This window comes from Microbacterium cucumeris, assembly GCF_058349845.2.
This window is the reverse complement of record NZ_JBYRIZ020000003.1, coordinates 39,464-53,487: the sequence shown is the minus strand read 5'-3', so window position 1 is coordinate 53,487 and position 14,024 is coordinate 39,464. Positions and strand designations below refer to the sequence as shown.

The window sequence follows — 14,024 nt, the reverse complement described above, 5'->3', positions numbered from 1 at the left end:
CAGGAGAGCATCATGACCGAGGACTTCCAGGACATCCTGCCGATCGATGCGGCGGCCGCGCTGCTGGTCGGCCGCGTACAGCTGCCGGAGGGACCCGCCGTCGTCGCGCTCCGCGACGGGGTTCTGTACGACCTGTCGGCGAGGTTCGCCACGATGCGCGAGCTCACCGAGTCCGCGGAACCGGCGACCGCCGTCCGCGCTGCCGCGGGCAGGGCGATCGGCGCTTTCGAGGATGTCTGGGCGAACACGGCGCCCGATGACCGCGACACCGGCAGGCCGTGGTTGCTGTCTCCGATCGATCTCCAGGTCGTGAAGGCGTCGGGTGTCACGTTTCCCGTCTCGATGCTCGAGCGCATCATCGAGGAACGGGCACGCGGTGAGGCCGAAGACGCCTCGGGGATCCGCGAGACGATCCTGGGCGCGCTCGGCGGTGACGTGCGAGATCTCGTTCCCGGCTCTGCCGAGGCTCTGCGCCTGAAGGACGTCCTCATCGACGCGGGGCTGTGGAGCCAGTACCTCGAGGTCGGGATCGGCCCGGATGCCGAGATCTTCACGAAGGCTCCGGTGCTCGCCACGATCGGCGCCGGCGGCGATGTCGGCGTCCTCAGCGAGTCGCAGTGGAACAACCCCGAGCCCGAGGTGGTCCTGGTCGTCTCGTCGACAGGAGCGATCGTCGGGGCGACTCTCGGGAACGACGTCAACCTCCGGGACGTCGAAGGCCGATCGGCCCTGCTGCTCGGTCGGGCGAAGGACAACAACGCCTCGGCTTCGCTCGGCCCGTTCATCCGCCTCTTCGACGCCGGTTTCGGTCTCGATGACGTGCGCACGGAGACCGTCACTCTGTCCGTGCGCGGCCTGGACGGATTCCGCATGGAGGCGAGCTCGCACATGGAGCAGATCAGCCGCGACCCCGCCGACCTCGTCCGGCAGGCGAGCGGTGCGCACCATGCATATCCGGACGGCTTCGTGCTGTACTTGGGAACGATGTTCGCGCCGACCGACGATCGGGATGAACCGGGTCACGGCTTCACGCATCACGTCGGCGACGTGGTGCGGATCGCCTCGCCGAGACTCGGTGCGCTCGTGAACCGCGTACGGCACAGCGAGCAGATCGCGCCGTGGGACTTCGGCATCGGAGCGCTCATCGCCAACCTCGCCGAGCGCGACCTGATCGGAAGGAAGAACGCATGACGACACTGTCGACCGTCGACCCGCGCACCGGAGCCAGCACGCCCACGCGCATCACGGCGACCGACGACGCCGGTGTCGCAGCGATCACCGCTGCCGCGGCCGAGGCGTTCGCGGACCTGCGTACCCGACCGCGTACCTGGCGGGCCGGGCTGCTGCGTGCGCTGGCGGACGGCCTCGAGACGGACCGGGTGGCGCTCGTCGGAGCCGCGATGTCGGAGACCGGCCTGAGCGAAGCGCGCCTGAACGGCGAGCTGAGCCGCAGCGCGTTCCAGTTCCGACTGTTCGCCGACGCCGTGGAGGACGGCGGCTACCTCGAAGCCGTCATCGATCACGCCGGCGACACTCCGCTCGGTCCCGCGCCCGACGTGCGGCGCATGCTCGTCCCGATCGGGCCGGTCGCCGTGTTCGGAGCGAGCAACTTCCCCTTCGCGTTCTCGGTCGTCGGGGGCGACACGGCGTCCGCGCTCGCCGCGGGCAACCCGGTGGTCATCAAGGCACACGGATCGCACCTGGTCACCTCGCAGCGTTCGTTCGACGCGCTCGAGCGCGCCGCAGCGGCGTACGGAGTGCCCGCCGGAACCCTCGGCATCGTCTACGGGCAGCAGGCGGGCGCGACTCTCGTCGCGGATCCGCGCATCGCCGCAGTCGGCTTCACCGGGTCGCTGTCCACGGGCAGGGTCCTGCAGGGGATCATCGACGAGCGCGAGACGCCGATCCCGTTCTACGGAGAGCTGTCGAGTCTCAACCCGCTGATCGTCAGTCCCGGCGCCGCCGTGCAGCGCACCGCTGCGATCGGCGAGGGGCTGTACGGCTCGGTCACCGGCTCGGCGGGTCAGCTGTGCACCAAACCAGGGATCGCGTTCGTGCCGCAGGGAGCGGCCGGCGACGCCCTCGTGGCGGACATCGTCGATCGGGCGGAGAGCGCCGCGGAGCAGACTCTGCTGAACGCGCGCATCCACGGCGCGTTCGACGAGATCCGCACCCGGCTCATCGCCGAGGGCGGGGCCCGCAGTCTCGTCGAGCCGAGGGTGGGGGCCGAGGGATTCTCGGTGACGCCCGCGGTGCTCGAGATCGATGCTGCGGACGTGACGGCGGCCGTGGCCGAAGAGGCGTTCGGGCCGCTCGTCGTGCTCATCCGCTACGACGGCATCGGGGAGGTCCGCGAGGCGCTGGGGGCCGTGCCGCGTTCTCTGACCGCGACCATCCACTCCGAGACCGGGGAGGAGGAGCTCCGGCGTGCGCTCACCGAGGCCGTCGGAGAGCTCGTCGGACGGATCGTGTACGACGGCTACCCGACCGGCGTGCGAGTGTCGTGGGCGATGAACCACGGCGGGCCGTGGCCGGCGACCAATACCCAGCACACCTCGGTCGGCGTGACAGCCATCCGCCGGTTCCTGCGGCCGCTGGCGTGGCAGGATGCCCCCTCCGACGTGCTCCCGGACGAGCTGCGCGACGGCCCGGTCGACATCCCCCGCCGCGTGGACGGGGCGCTGGAACTCGCCTCCCGCTGAGCGGGGCGAGTCCGGCGGGTCACCCCCGCACCTGCCGGTCAGCCGAAGACGCCCTCGGGAAGCAGACGCCGCTCGATGAGCGCCTCCCACAGGGCGTCGGGGACGTCCGCCTCGAGGCGGTCGACGTTGGACGCGACCTGCCGGCCGTCGCGGCATCCGAGAACCACGGACGTGACGGCCGGATGCCGCATGCTGAACTGCATCGCCGCGGTGGGCAGGTCGCTGCCGAACTGCTCGCAGACCACGGCGATGGCGTTGGCGCGCTCGATCAGGTCCCGAGGGGCGGGCGCGTAGTCGTAGGTCGCGTCGGGCGCCACACGGGGGCGCGAGAGCAGCCCGGAGTTGTACACGCCGACGTTCACGATCCCGACGCCGTGTTCGAGCGCCGCAGGAAGCAGGTCGTCCAGTGCGGGCTGCTCGAGCAGGGTGTATCGTCCCGCGAGCATCACGACGTCGATGTCCGTCTCCCTCACGAAGCGCGCCGGCATCGCGGACTGGTTCATGCCGACGCCGATCGCGGCGACGACGCCCTGGTCACGCAGCTCGATGAGAGCGCCGATTCCGTCACTCGAAGCCTGCTCCCAGTGCTCGTCGGGATCGTGCAGGTACACGATGTCGAGACGGTCGAGGCCGAGCCGCTCCAGGCTCTGCTCGATTCCGCGCAGAATCGCGTCGCGCGAGAAGTCGAAGGCGCGACGGAAGGCGGCCGGCACGGCGAATCCGCCGTCATCGAGCTGCCCCGTGGCGTGATCCTGCGGGACGAGAGTGCGACCGGCCTTCGTCGACAGCACGTAGTCGTGGCGCGTCCGGTCCGCCAGCAGCGCGCCGAGCCGCCGCTCGGAGTATCCGAGCCCGTAGTGGGGTGCGGTGTCGAACAGGCGCACGCCGCGGTTCCAGGCCTCCTCCACCGCCGAGTGCGCCTGCGCGTCCGTCGTGACGCGTCCGAGGTTGCCGAGCTGGGCTCCGCCGAGCCCGAATCGCGTGAGCCTCGTGCCGGTTCGGAGGGCGGTGGCCTGCATCAGCGGCCCAGCCATCCGCCGTCGACCGGCAGCACGACGCCGTCGACGTAGTCGGAGGCGCGGGACGACAGGAACACCGCGGCTCCGCCGAGGTCGGACGCCTCGCCCCATCGTCCCGCGGGGATCCTGTCGAGGATGGCTCGTGAGCGCTCAGGGTCGTCCCTCAGGGCCTGCGTGTTGTCGGTCGCGATGTACCCGGGGGCGATGGCGTTGACGTTGACCCCGCGCCCTGCCCACTCGTTCGACAGCGCCTTGACGACCCCGGTCAGCCCCGATTTGGCCGCGGCATACCCGGGCACGTTGATCCCGCCCTGGAAGCTGAGCAGCGACGCCGTGAACACGATCTTCCCGCGTCCGCGCTCGAGCATCCGTCCTCCGACGGCCTGCGCGAGCGCGAACTGGCTCGTGAGGTTGATCCGGAGGACGCGTTCGAACCACTCCATCGGATGCTCGGCGGCCGGGGCGCGCAGGATGGTCCCGGCGTTGTTCACGAGGATGTCCACGTCGCTCGTGCGCAGCTCGGCGCCGAGGGCGGCGACGGCGTCGGCGTCCGCGAGGTCGCACCGGACCGCCCGGAACTCGCGCCCCCTCGCTCTCACCTCCGCCTCGATCTCGCTGCCGGAATCCGGGATGCGAGAGCTCACCGCGATGATGTCAGCGCCGGCGTCCGCGAGAGCGGTGGCGATGCCGAAGCCGATGCCGCGGTTCGCGCCGGTCACGACGGCGAGACGACCTGTCAGGTCGAAAGGCCCGCTCATCGGGTGCCCGCCTGCACGTCGACGAGGATCTTCATCGCCCGTCCGGCCTCGAGCTCGGCGAACGCGGCCGCGGTCTCCGTGAGCGGCACGACCCGGCTGATCACGAGATCGGTCGGGATCACCCCTGCGGCGATCAGCTCGATGGCTGCCTCGAAGTCGTCGCGCTGGTAGACGCGCGCCCCGAGAAGGCGGAGTTCGCGCCAGAAGACGCGCTGCAGGTCGACCTCACGCGGCGTCGGATGGATCGCGACGACCACGATCGTCCCGCGCACCTTGGCCAGCGCGGTCATGCCGCGCACGGCCGCCGCTGCGCCGGACACTTCGAACACGACGTCGGCTCCCGCCCCACCCGTCCACTCGTCGACCCACGCGACCTGGTCGACGGTCGACGGGTCGAGGGTCGTGAATCCGAGACCCTCCGCCTGTGCACGGCGTTCGCCGTCGATCTCGATCAGAGTGACGTCAGCGCCGGCGTGCCGGGCGACCGTCGCGATCAGAGTGCCGATCGGACCGCCACCGATGACGACGGCCTTCTGGCCCGCCGTGAGCTCCGAGCGTCGCACGTCGTGCACCGCGACGGCCACGGGTTCCACCAGGGCGGCATGATCCAGCGGCACAGCACTCGGGACCGCGACGAGGGCGGCGGCGGGGACGTTCCATCGCCCCTGGAGCGATCCGGGGGAGTCGATTCCGATGAAGTCCAGGTTCTGGCAGATGTGCTGGTTGCCGGCGACGCAGGCGGGGCACGTGCCGTCCCAGGCGAGGGGCATGACCGTGACCTTGTCGCCGACGGACCATCCCGAGACGCCGTCGCCGAGAGCGGAGACGATTCCGCTCATCTCGTGACCGAAGACGAGCGGCGTCCGGACACGGGCATCCATGTGCCCATGCAGGATGTGCAGATCGGTGCCGCACAAACCGGTGTAGGCGACAGCGATCTGCACTTCGCCTCGGGCAGGCGGTTCGGGCTCGGCCTCGCGGATGTCGATGGTGCGGTCGCCCACATAGTTCGCAGTCAGCACTGAATGCTCCTCACTCGTGAAGCTCCAGATTACTAGGACGTATGATGAATGATCAATTGGGTTCCTGGCCGGCGGGTCAGCGCTCAGCCGGGCAGGAGAGAATGGACGGATGAGCGAGGCGACGGCACCCCGACACGCCGCACCGCGACCCCGGACCCTGGCCATCGCGCTGCCCATCGGCGTCGCGGTGACGGCGATCGGGGCGCTGTGGGCGCTGGCGGACGTCCCGGCTCCCGCGCCCGTCGAGCAGCCCGTCCCCGCCGTCGCGCTCCACCTGCCTCCGGTGGACGTCGAGGCGACAGTCGCCGTCGACCCGTGTGCGGAGGCGGCCGTGCAGGATGCCGTGGCCTCGGGCGACGACGCGGCGACGATCGCGGCGTTCGGCGGCGGCGAGGCTTTCCGTGCGGCGGTCGCCGCCGGGAACGCGCCGTGCATCTCGCTCACCGACCCCGATCGGATCTGGGTGGTGGTCAACAAGGCTCGACCGCTCGACGCGGACTTCACGCCGACGGGTCTGGTAGACACGGCTCTGCAGACCACGACGACGGCGGGTTCGATGCGCGCCGAGGCCACGGAGGCGATCGACGCGCTCGCCGGAGCGCTGTCGGATGCCGGCGCCGGCCGCCTCGGAATGAACAACGGGTACCGGTCGTACGGCATGCAGCAGAACACCTACCGGCAGCACGTCGCAGCCACCGGCCAGAACGCCGCCGACGAGGTCTCCGCGCGTCCCGGATACAGCGAGCATCAGACCGGTCTCGCGCTGGACGTCGTGTCCTGCGGCAACGGGTGCGGCGGCATCCACGACTTCGGCGGAACGCGCGAGAGCGACTGGGTGAGCGAGCACGCCTGGGAGTACGGGTACATCGTCCGCTACCTCGACGGCGAGACCTCGGTCACCGGGTATTCGCCGGAGCCCTGGCACCTGCGCTACATCGGTCCGGAGCTCGCCGCCGCGTATCACGCCGGCGGATACACGACGCTCGAGGAGTTCTTCGGGCTCCCCGCCGCCCCCGACTACGCCGGCTGAGCGCATCTGGTCCCACCCCACAACGGCGGTACCCGGTCTCACTGAATGTGGGAACGCATTCCACAATCGGCTGGGGCGGCATCGGGCGTCGGCATAGAATCGCGGCAGCAACGACGCACGACACGTTCGGGAGGACGGCATGGAACGCGACATCTACGAAGAGGACCACGAGGCATTCCGGGATCTCGTGAAGGACTTCGTGAAGCGCTACGTCACGAATGAGGCCATCGAGCGGTGGGATGCCGCGGGCGAGGTCGACCGCGAGACGATGCTCGCTGCCGGAGAGGCCGGAATCATCGGGCTGAGCGTTCCCGAGGAGTTCGGCGGCGCGGGGATGCTGCAGGACTACCGGTTCCGCGCCATCGTGAACGAGGAGATCATCGCGGCCGGTGCCGGTTCCCTCGCCGGCGCCTTCGGCATCCAGGACGATCTGGCCGTGCCGTACCTGGTGCACATGGGCACGCAGGAGCAGAAGGAGAAGTGGCTGCCGCGCATGGCGACCGGTGAGATCATCGGCGCGCTCGCCATGACCGAGCCGGGCGCCGGAAGCGACCTGCGGGGCATCAAGACCACCGCGAAGAAGGTCGACGGCGGCTACATCGTCAACGGGGCGAAGACGTTCATCTCCTCCGGGAAGACCGCCGACCTCGTCGTCACGTTCGTCAAGACCGGCGAGGGCAACCGCCCCGACGCCTTCAGCCTCGTGCTGATCGAGAACGGCATGGAGGGCTTCGACCACGGCAAGAAGCTCAACAAGATGGGCTTCCACGGCCACGACACCGCCGAGCTCTCGTTCAGCGACGTGTTCGTCCCCGACGAGAACCTGATCAGCGGCCAGGAGGGACAGGGGTTCATCCAGCTGATGATGAACCTCCCTCTCGAGCGCCTGTCGATCGCGGTCGCCGGCGCGGCGGCCGCCCAGGCCGCCTTCGACTGGACCGTCGCCTACACGAAGGATCGTGAGGCGTTCGGGGAGCGCGTCATCGACTTCCAGAACACGCGCTTCAAGATCGCCGACATGTCCGCGACGGTCGACGCGCTCTGGGCGTACATCGACCGCGCGCTGCTGGCGTACAAGGACAAGAAGCTCTCGGCCGAAGAGGCCGCGAAGATCAAGTTCTGGGCGACCGAGCGCGAGTGGGAGGTTCTCGACATCGGCGTCCAGCTGCACGGAGGCTACGGCTACATCACCGAGTATCCGATCGCGCGCGCCTTCCTGGATGCCCGGGTGCACCGCATCTACGGCGGTACGAACGAGATCATGCGCGACATCGTGAGCCGTCAGATCGCCGGGAAGCGCTGACGCGCTGACCCGAGAAGGCCGTCCGCATCGGATGCGGGCGGCCTTCGTCATGCCCACAGGCGGTCGCCCGGGGTGAAGTCGGGGTGAAATCGGCTCCGGCGGGCATCGAAACCGCATAGGAATGGTCCTGGACTGCTCTGTCCGCAGTGTGGGAGGGGATATTCGTGGGACGATCGTGGTTGCCCGAAAGACGCCGGAGGAATGAGAGCGAGCGCACTCTGCTCGGCTCCTCGCGGAGGGCGATGGGACTGGGCGTCGCCGCCGTGATCTCGTCGCTGACGTTGTCGCTGTTCCCAGCGATGGCGGCGACCGCGGCGCCGCAGTCGACGCATGAGATCACCGCGACCTGGGCCGGAGATCCCGCGCCGACCGAGGCGCCGTTCGGACAGCCGGTCAGGGCCGAGTGGCGGGTCAACACGAACGACTCGAGCGACCCCTTCTCGAACGAGCCGGTCGAGAACGTCCGTGCGACGCTGACCGCCGGCAACGGCGTCTTCACCAGCATCCCGTCGGTCTGTCTGGTCCGCGACGTCACGCCGGTCTCGGAGATCTCGGAAGACGGGACGACGCTGCTGTGCAACCTCGGGACGGTTGAGGAAGGCACCTCGACCGTCATCCAGACCCCTCTGCGAGCTTCTTCCGCGGATGGCGGGGAGCTGACGGTCGTCGGCACGGCGACATCGGACACGGCCGTCGATGAGGCCGGTCCCGCCGATCCCGGGCCGCTTCCCATCACCTACACATACGGCATGGACCTCTCGCTGAACTCCGCACCTGGGCAGGCATACCAGGGCGGCACCGGGCCGAGTCGAACGGGTGGCGATCGCACGTTCGTGTCGATGAACTACTCGCTGATCCTCGCGGCGGGCAGCGTGCCCGGACCCGCGACGTACTCGTTCCCCGTCACGCTCGGCACGAACGTCGCGGGCGCGCTCAACGGGCTGCAGTGGGAGGGCTGTGCGCCGATCGGCACCAGCTCCCCGGCAACGGGGCAGCCCTACTCCGATCCCGCGCAGAGTGACCGCACCAATTTCCCGTCCTGTGCGGTGAGCGGATCCGGCACCAGTTACACGGTGTCCTTGTCGGACCTGGACTACACGCTGGTCAACACGCCCACCAAGGACAGCCTGGGGCAGCCCCTGCCCGGCAACGGCGCCTACATCGCCTCGGGCACCGTGCGGTTCAGCATTCCGGCCCCTGTCACGCAGGTGACCAACGTCACGTTCACCGCCGCGCCGGGTGTGTTCACATTCGCCGACGGCACCACGCGCTCCGACGGGGACGCGGCGAACAACTCCTCGAACACGACTCTCGTGCCCCCGGGCGGCTTCACCAACCACTGGGCCGGAGACGTCGCCGCCTCTCGCTCGGCGTGGGACACGAACCTGTGGGTCAGTCCCGGTACCGGCGCGGGCGTCGAGCTGCCCCAGCCGGGCATCGACGACCTGGACGATTATTACGCAGCCATCGCGGACGGCACCATCGACCGGTTGCCCTTGTACATGCAGGCCAACTCGGCGATGTGGAACGGCTATCAAGGGGCCGGAGGGGCGCAGTTGGCGGGTCTGTGCACGATGAGCCAGAACCCGGTGTTCGTGCCAACCTGGTTCGACGGCGGTGGCTGGGATGCCGGCCAGGGATACCTCCACTACACGACGGCGCGGTTCTACTACACGACCGCCCCCATCGACACCAAGACGGAGACGTGCGGTGAAGCCGCCCCGAGCTCGAAGTGGATCGAGGTCGTGCCGCCGGACGGTCAGTTGACCGACCCGCGCATCGGGAGCGGCATCCTGATGCAGCTCCCGGCAGGGGTCACTGCTGTCAAGATGACCTGGGACCCGACCGTTGACCGGCAGCGGACTGCCCAGGGCTACGCCTTCGTGCGAGCACTCGGCCCCATCGACGAGGACGCCCCGACAAGCGGTGAGGGGTGGACGGCCGGTGCTTTCAACTCGCCGAACAACCCGGCGACCACCTGGCCCGGCTATCCGAACCTCAACAACTGGGTGAACATCAGCACGACGCCGGGCGGGGTCAACCTTCCGGGGAGCACCTACGGCCCTAATATGCAGGGGTATCGAGACGCTTTCCGGCTGCAGGGTCCGATGGGGCTGCTGGAGAAGGCGGTCTCGAGCACGACGGCCGAACCGGGGGTGCCGGTGACGTACTCGTTGCGGGCACAGGCGCAGAACCTCGTCACGAGTCCGCCTCCGGTGTCGTTCTCGGTCGTGGACACCCTCCCCGCCGGGATGGAGTACGTCGCCGGGTCCGGTGAGCCGGCCCCCACGAGCGTGAGCGCGGACGGTCGCACCCTGACCTGGAACTTCAACGGGGTCGAGGCCAACGTGTTCCAGAACATCAGATACCAGGCGCAGCGCCCCGCCGACAGCGTGATCGCGCCCGGCACGAACCTCGTCAACACCGCGGTGATCAACGTGCCCGGCGACAATCGACCGGCCACCACGCCGGGTCGCACCGCCACGGCGACGGTCACCGTCCCGAGCGCATCCGCCACGATGTTCGGCAAGTCCGCCGAAGCCAACGTGCTGTCCTTCGACGGCGACAGCTCGGCGTGGGTGCTGACGATCAACTCCCAGGACCCGGTCGCGAGCGACTTCACCGACACGATCGACATCCTGCCCGCTGTCGGAGACGGACGCGGGACGGACATCGACGGCACGTACACCGTGACGGGCGTCGATGCGCCGGCGGGAGCGACGGTGTACTACTCGACGGCACCGCTCGCCGATCTCAGCACGGACCCGCGTGATGCGTCGAACGGCGGGACGCCGGGGTCGGTCAGCGGCAACACGGTCGGGTGGTCGACGACTCCCGTCGATCATCCGACGGCGATCCGCATCGTCGGACCGGAGCTCGCTCCGGGCGCGAGCCAGATCGTCCGCATCGGGTTCGAGACTCCCGCGGGATCGAGCTGTCAGGCTCCCGCCGAGGACGACAACAAGCCGGGCCAGATCCTGGTGAACACGGCCAGCTCGTGGGCGGAGCACACGGCCCTGCCGATGCTGTCTTCCGCGGTCATGCAGATCGCCAACTGCTACGGCGTCGACCTGAAGAAGTACGTGCAGGATGTCGACGGCGAGTGGGTGGACGCCAACAGCACCGCGGAGTTCCCGACCTACCGGGTCGGTGACGAGGTCTCGTACCGGATCGTGGTGGAGAACATCGGTCAGGGGACGCTGACCAACCTCGAGATCACGGACGACCTCTTCCCCGAGGGTTCCTTCGTCGTCGAGGAGTTGGCGCGCGGCGAGCAGGACGTGCACGAGTACACGGTCACGATGACCGGCGGGGGCACCGTCGTGAACACGGCGTGCGGCACGGCAGACACGCCGCCGGACGCCGCGGCCCCGACCATCCTCTGCGATCCGGCCGGTGTGCAGGTCGTGAACTACGAGACGGAGAAGTCGTCCGACCCGGCCTCTGGTGAGACGGTGGAGCCCGGCGACACGATCACCTACACCGTGACCGTGACCCAGCAGGGCGACGTTCCTGCCGTCGCGCAGTTCAGCGACGACCTGTCGGCGGTGCTGGACGACGCCGTGTACAACGGCGACGTGTCGGCATCGATCGGCACGGCATCCGTCACCGACGGCGTGCTGTCGTGGACCGGCACGGTGCCGGTCGGCGAGGTCGCGACGGTGACGTACTCCGTGACGGTGAAGGACTCGGCAGCCCTCGCGGCGGACGGCGACTACACCGTCGGCAATCAGGTCGCGAGCCCGGGTTGCGTGGACGCGTGCAGCACGGAGCACCTCATCGCGGACTATTCCGTGGAGAAGTCCTCCGATCCCGCTGACGGATCGAACGTCGAGATCGGCGACACGATCGAGTACACCGTGACGGTGACGCAGATCGGTGAAGCGTCGTTCGACGGTGCGTCGCTGGTCGATGATCTGTCGGGAGTGCTGGACGACGCGACGTGGAACGGCGATCTGGGTGCTTCGGCCGGCACGGCGGACTTCGATGCCGCCACGGCGTCGCTGACATGGTCGGGCGACCTCGCGGTAGACGACGTCGTGACGATCACCTACACGGTGACCGTCACGGGTGAGGGCGACACGCATCTGCGCAACGTGGTCAGCAGCGAAGGCTGCGCCTCGGAGGGCGCGTGCAGCACCGATCACTACACCGCGACGTACACGACCGTGAAGACGGCGGATCCGGCATCCGGTTCGGCCGTGCAGGTCGGCGATGTGATCACGTACACGGTGACCGTGACCCAGTCGGGCGAGGGGCGCGTGGTCGGTCAGTTCTTCAACGACGACCTGGCCAACGTGCTCGATGACGCCACATTCAACAATGACATTGCCGCATCCGCAGGTGAGTTCACGTACGAGAACGGGATCATCGCCTGGACGGGAGACCTCGGCCCCGGCGACGTCGCGACGGTGACCTACTCGGTGACGGTGACGGCGGCCGGCGACACGCTCATCGGCAACACGGTGCAGTCTCCGGGCTGCGAGACCGCGGGCGACTGCGCGACCGAGCACCTCACGGGCCGGTACGAGACCGAGAAGACGTCGGATCCCGCATCCGGTTCCGACGTGCAGATCGGCGACACGATCGACTACACGGTCACGGTCAGCCAGGTCGGGGAGGCGGCCGTCGAGGGCGCCTCGTTCACCGACGACCTGTCCGCGGTGCTGGACGACGCGACCTGGAACGACGACCTCGCGGCGTCCGCGGGCGATGTCGACTTCAGCGCACCGATCCTCTCCTGGTCCGGCGATCTCGGGGTGGATGACGTCGTCACCGTGACCTACTCGGTGACGGTGACCGGCGCCGGGGACACCGAACTCACCAACGTCGTGACCAGCGACGGATGTGCGGAGGACGGGTGCACGACCACGCACCGGACCGGCGACTACTCCGTGTCGAAGACCGCGGTCGCCGCTCCGGGATCTGATGTCGCCGTCGGCGACACCATCACCTACACCGTCACGGTGGCCCAGCGCGGTGCCGGAGCGGTCGCGGATGCCTCGTTCGACGATGACCTGTCCGCGGTGCTGGACGACGCCACCTGGAACGACGACCTCGCGGCGTCCGCTGGCGAGGCGGCGTTCGATGCCGACAGCACGGCACTGAGCTGGTCGGGCGACCTGGCCGTCGGCGCGACGGCGACGATCACCTACTCGGTGACCGTGACGGGCGAGGGCGACATGACGCTCACGAACGTCGTGACGCCGGGTGAGAACGGCGAGTGCGTGCCGGCCGCGGATGAGAACCCGGATTGCACGACCACGCATCAGACGGGTCGGTTCACCTTCTCGAAGATGGCGGACCCGATCCACAACAGCGACGTGCAGGCGGGAGATGTCGTGACCTACACGGTGACGGTCCAGCAGCAGGGCCCGGCCGCTGTCGCGGGTTCGCTGGTCGACGACCTGTCCGACGTGATCGACGACGCCGACTACAACGGCGACGTGGCGGCCACGGCCGGAACGGCCGCAGTCGACGGGCCGACGCTCACCTGGAACGGAGATCTGGCTCCCGGTGAATCCGTGACGATCACGTATTCCGTGACGGTGACGGGTGCGGGTAACACGACCCTGGCGAACGTCGTGACGTCTCCGTCGCCGGGGGGCGAGTGCGTGACGGCGGAGGATGGCACGGAGGGATGCCGCACGGTTCACAAGACCGGCGGGTACGTGTATTCCAAGACCTCCGATCCGGCATCCGGAACCGAGGTGAGCGCCGGCGAGACCGTGACGTACACGGTCGCCGTGACCCAGCGCGGTGACGGTGCTGTGACGGACGCGATCGTCACCGATGACCTCACCGAGGTGCTCGACGACGCCCGCTGGAACGACGATGCCGAAGCGTCGGCGGGAAACGTCTCCCGCGACGGGAACACGCTGACCTGGACGGGAGACCTCGCGCAGGGCGAGACGGCAACGATCACCTACTCCGTCACGGTCACCGCTGCCGGTCCGGCCGAGCTCCGCAACGTGGTCACGAGCCCCGACGAGCGGGCGATCTGCGATCCGGACGGTGCTTGCGCCACCACGCACGAGGTGCCTCCGGCACCGCCGCTCGCGGTCACCGGTGGAGCGATCGCCTGGGGCGTCGCCGGTCTGGCCGGCGTGCTCCTGATCGGCGGAGCGCTGTTGCTCGGTATCCGTCGTCGTGAGCGGGAGACCCTGGTCGTCGACTGACCCGTGCCGGA

At 69.1% G+C, this 14,024-nt stretch carries 8 protein-coding genes; 5 read left to right on the top strand and 3 right to left on the bottom strand.

Annotation, left to right across the window (positions count from 1 at the left end; genetic code table 11):
* Nucleotides 1–12 precede the first annotated feature (12 nt).
* Nucleotides 13–1,191: a fumarylacetoacetate hydrolase family protein gene (locus AC3RXZ_RS09385; RefSeq protein WP_491493844.1), complete on the top strand. Its 1,179-nt coding sequence runs from the start codon at nucleotides 13–15 to the stop codon at nucleotides 1,189–1,191.
* On the top strand, nucleotides 1,188–2,702 hold the full coding sequence (locus AC3RXZ_RS09380) for an aldehyde dehydrogenase (NADP(+)) (RefSeq protein WP_491493843.1): 1,515 nt from the start codon (nucleotides 1,188–1,190) through the stop codon (nucleotides 2,700–2,702). Before AC3RXZ_RS09385 ends, AC3RXZ_RS09380 begins: the two co-directional genes overlap by 4 nt.
* 38 nt (nucleotides 2,703–2,740) lie before the next feature.
* On the opposite strand, the gene AC3RXZ_RS09375 is transcribed toward AC3RXZ_RS09380, so the two are convergent.
* Genes AC3RXZ_RS09375 through AC3RXZ_RS09365 form a run of 3 tightly spaced genes read right to left on the bottom strand, consistent with a single transcriptional unit; the run spans nucleotide 2,741 to nucleotide 5,501 of the window.
* Nucleotides 2,741–3,736 carry an aldo/keto reductase gene (locus AC3RXZ_RS09375; protein WP_491493842.1) on the bottom strand — a complete coding sequence of 332 codons (996 nt, stop codon included), beginning with the start codon at nucleotides 3,734–3,736 and terminating at the stop codon, nucleotides 2,741–2,743.
* On the bottom strand, nucleotides 3,721–4,479 hold the full coding sequence (locus AC3RXZ_RS09370; protein WP_243229112.1) for an SDR family oxidoreductase: 759 nt from the start codon (nucleotides 4,477–4,479) through the stop codon (nucleotides 3,721–3,723). The genes AC3RXZ_RS09375 and AC3RXZ_RS09370 overlap by 16 nt, the downstream gene beginning before the upstream one ends.
* Nucleotides 4,476–5,501 (bottom strand): zinc-dependent alcohol dehydrogenase, encoded by a 1,026-nt coding sequence (locus AC3RXZ_RS09365; protein ID WP_243229114.1) that lies wholly within the window; start codon nucleotides 5,499–5,501, stop codon nucleotides 4,476–4,478. Before AC3RXZ_RS09365 ends, AC3RXZ_RS09370 begins: the two co-directional genes overlap by 4 nt.
* A 109-nt stretch (nucleotides 5,502–5,610) precedes the next feature.
* Between AC3RXZ_RS09365 and AC3RXZ_RS09360 the strand changes: the two genes are divergently transcribed.
* The 3 genes from AC3RXZ_RS09360 to AC3RXZ_RS09350 all read left to right on the top strand — a co-directional run bounded on the left by AC3RXZ_RS09360 (nucleotide 5,611) and on the right by AC3RXZ_RS09350 (nucleotide 14,013).
* Nucleotides 5,611–6,531: a M15 family metallopeptidase gene (locus tag AC3RXZ_RS09360; protein ID WP_243229115.1), complete on the top strand. Its 921-nt coding sequence runs from the start codon at nucleotides 5,611–5,613 to the stop codon at nucleotides 6,529–6,531.
* A 139-nt stretch (nucleotides 6,532–6,670) separates the two neighbouring features.
* On the top strand, nucleotides 6,671–7,834 hold the full coding sequence (locus AC3RXZ_RS09355) for an acyl-CoA dehydrogenase family protein (RefSeq protein ID WP_243229116.1): 1,164 nt from the start codon (nucleotides 6,671–6,673) through the stop codon (nucleotides 7,832–7,834).
* A gap of 242 nt (nucleotides 7,835–8,076) precedes the next feature.
* Nucleotides 8,077–14,013, top strand: coding sequence for a DUF7927 domain-containing protein (locus tag AC3RXZ_RS09350; RefSeq protein WP_243229117.1), 5,937 nt, complete (start codon nucleotides 8,077–8,079; stop codon nucleotides 14,011–14,013).
* Nucleotides 14,014–14,024 lie beyond the last annotated feature (11 nt).

Bases quoted from the DNA above. Each gene is read 5' to 3' on its own strand.
- AC3RXZ_RS09385 (WP_491493844.1), top strand. From the start codon at position 13: ATGACCGAGGACTTCCAGGACATCCTGCCGATCGATGCGGCGGCCGCG.
- AC3RXZ_RS09380 (WP_491493843.1), top strand. From the start codon at position 1,188: ATGACGACACTGTCGACCGTCGACCCGCGCACCGGAGCCAGCACGCCC.
- AC3RXZ_RS09375 (WP_491493842.1), bottom strand. From the start codon at position 3,736: ATGGCTGGGCCGCTGATGCAGGCCACCGCCCTCCGAACCGGCACGAGG.
- AC3RXZ_RS09370 (WP_243229112.1), bottom strand. From the start codon at position 4,479: ATGAGCGGGCCTTTCGACCTGACAGGTCGTCTCGCCGTCGTGACCGGC.
- AC3RXZ_RS09360 (WP_243229115.1), top strand. From the start codon at position 5,611: ATGAGCGAGGCGACGGCACCCCGACACGCCGCACCGCGACCCCGGACC.
- AC3RXZ_RS09355 (WP_243229116.1), top strand. From the start codon at position 6,671: ATGGAACGCGACATCTACGAAGAGGACCACGAGGCATTCCGGGATCTC.
- AC3RXZ_RS09350 (WP_243229117.1), top strand. From the start codon at position 8,077: ATGGGACTGGGCGTCGCCGCCGTGATCTCGTCGCTGACGTTGTCGCTG.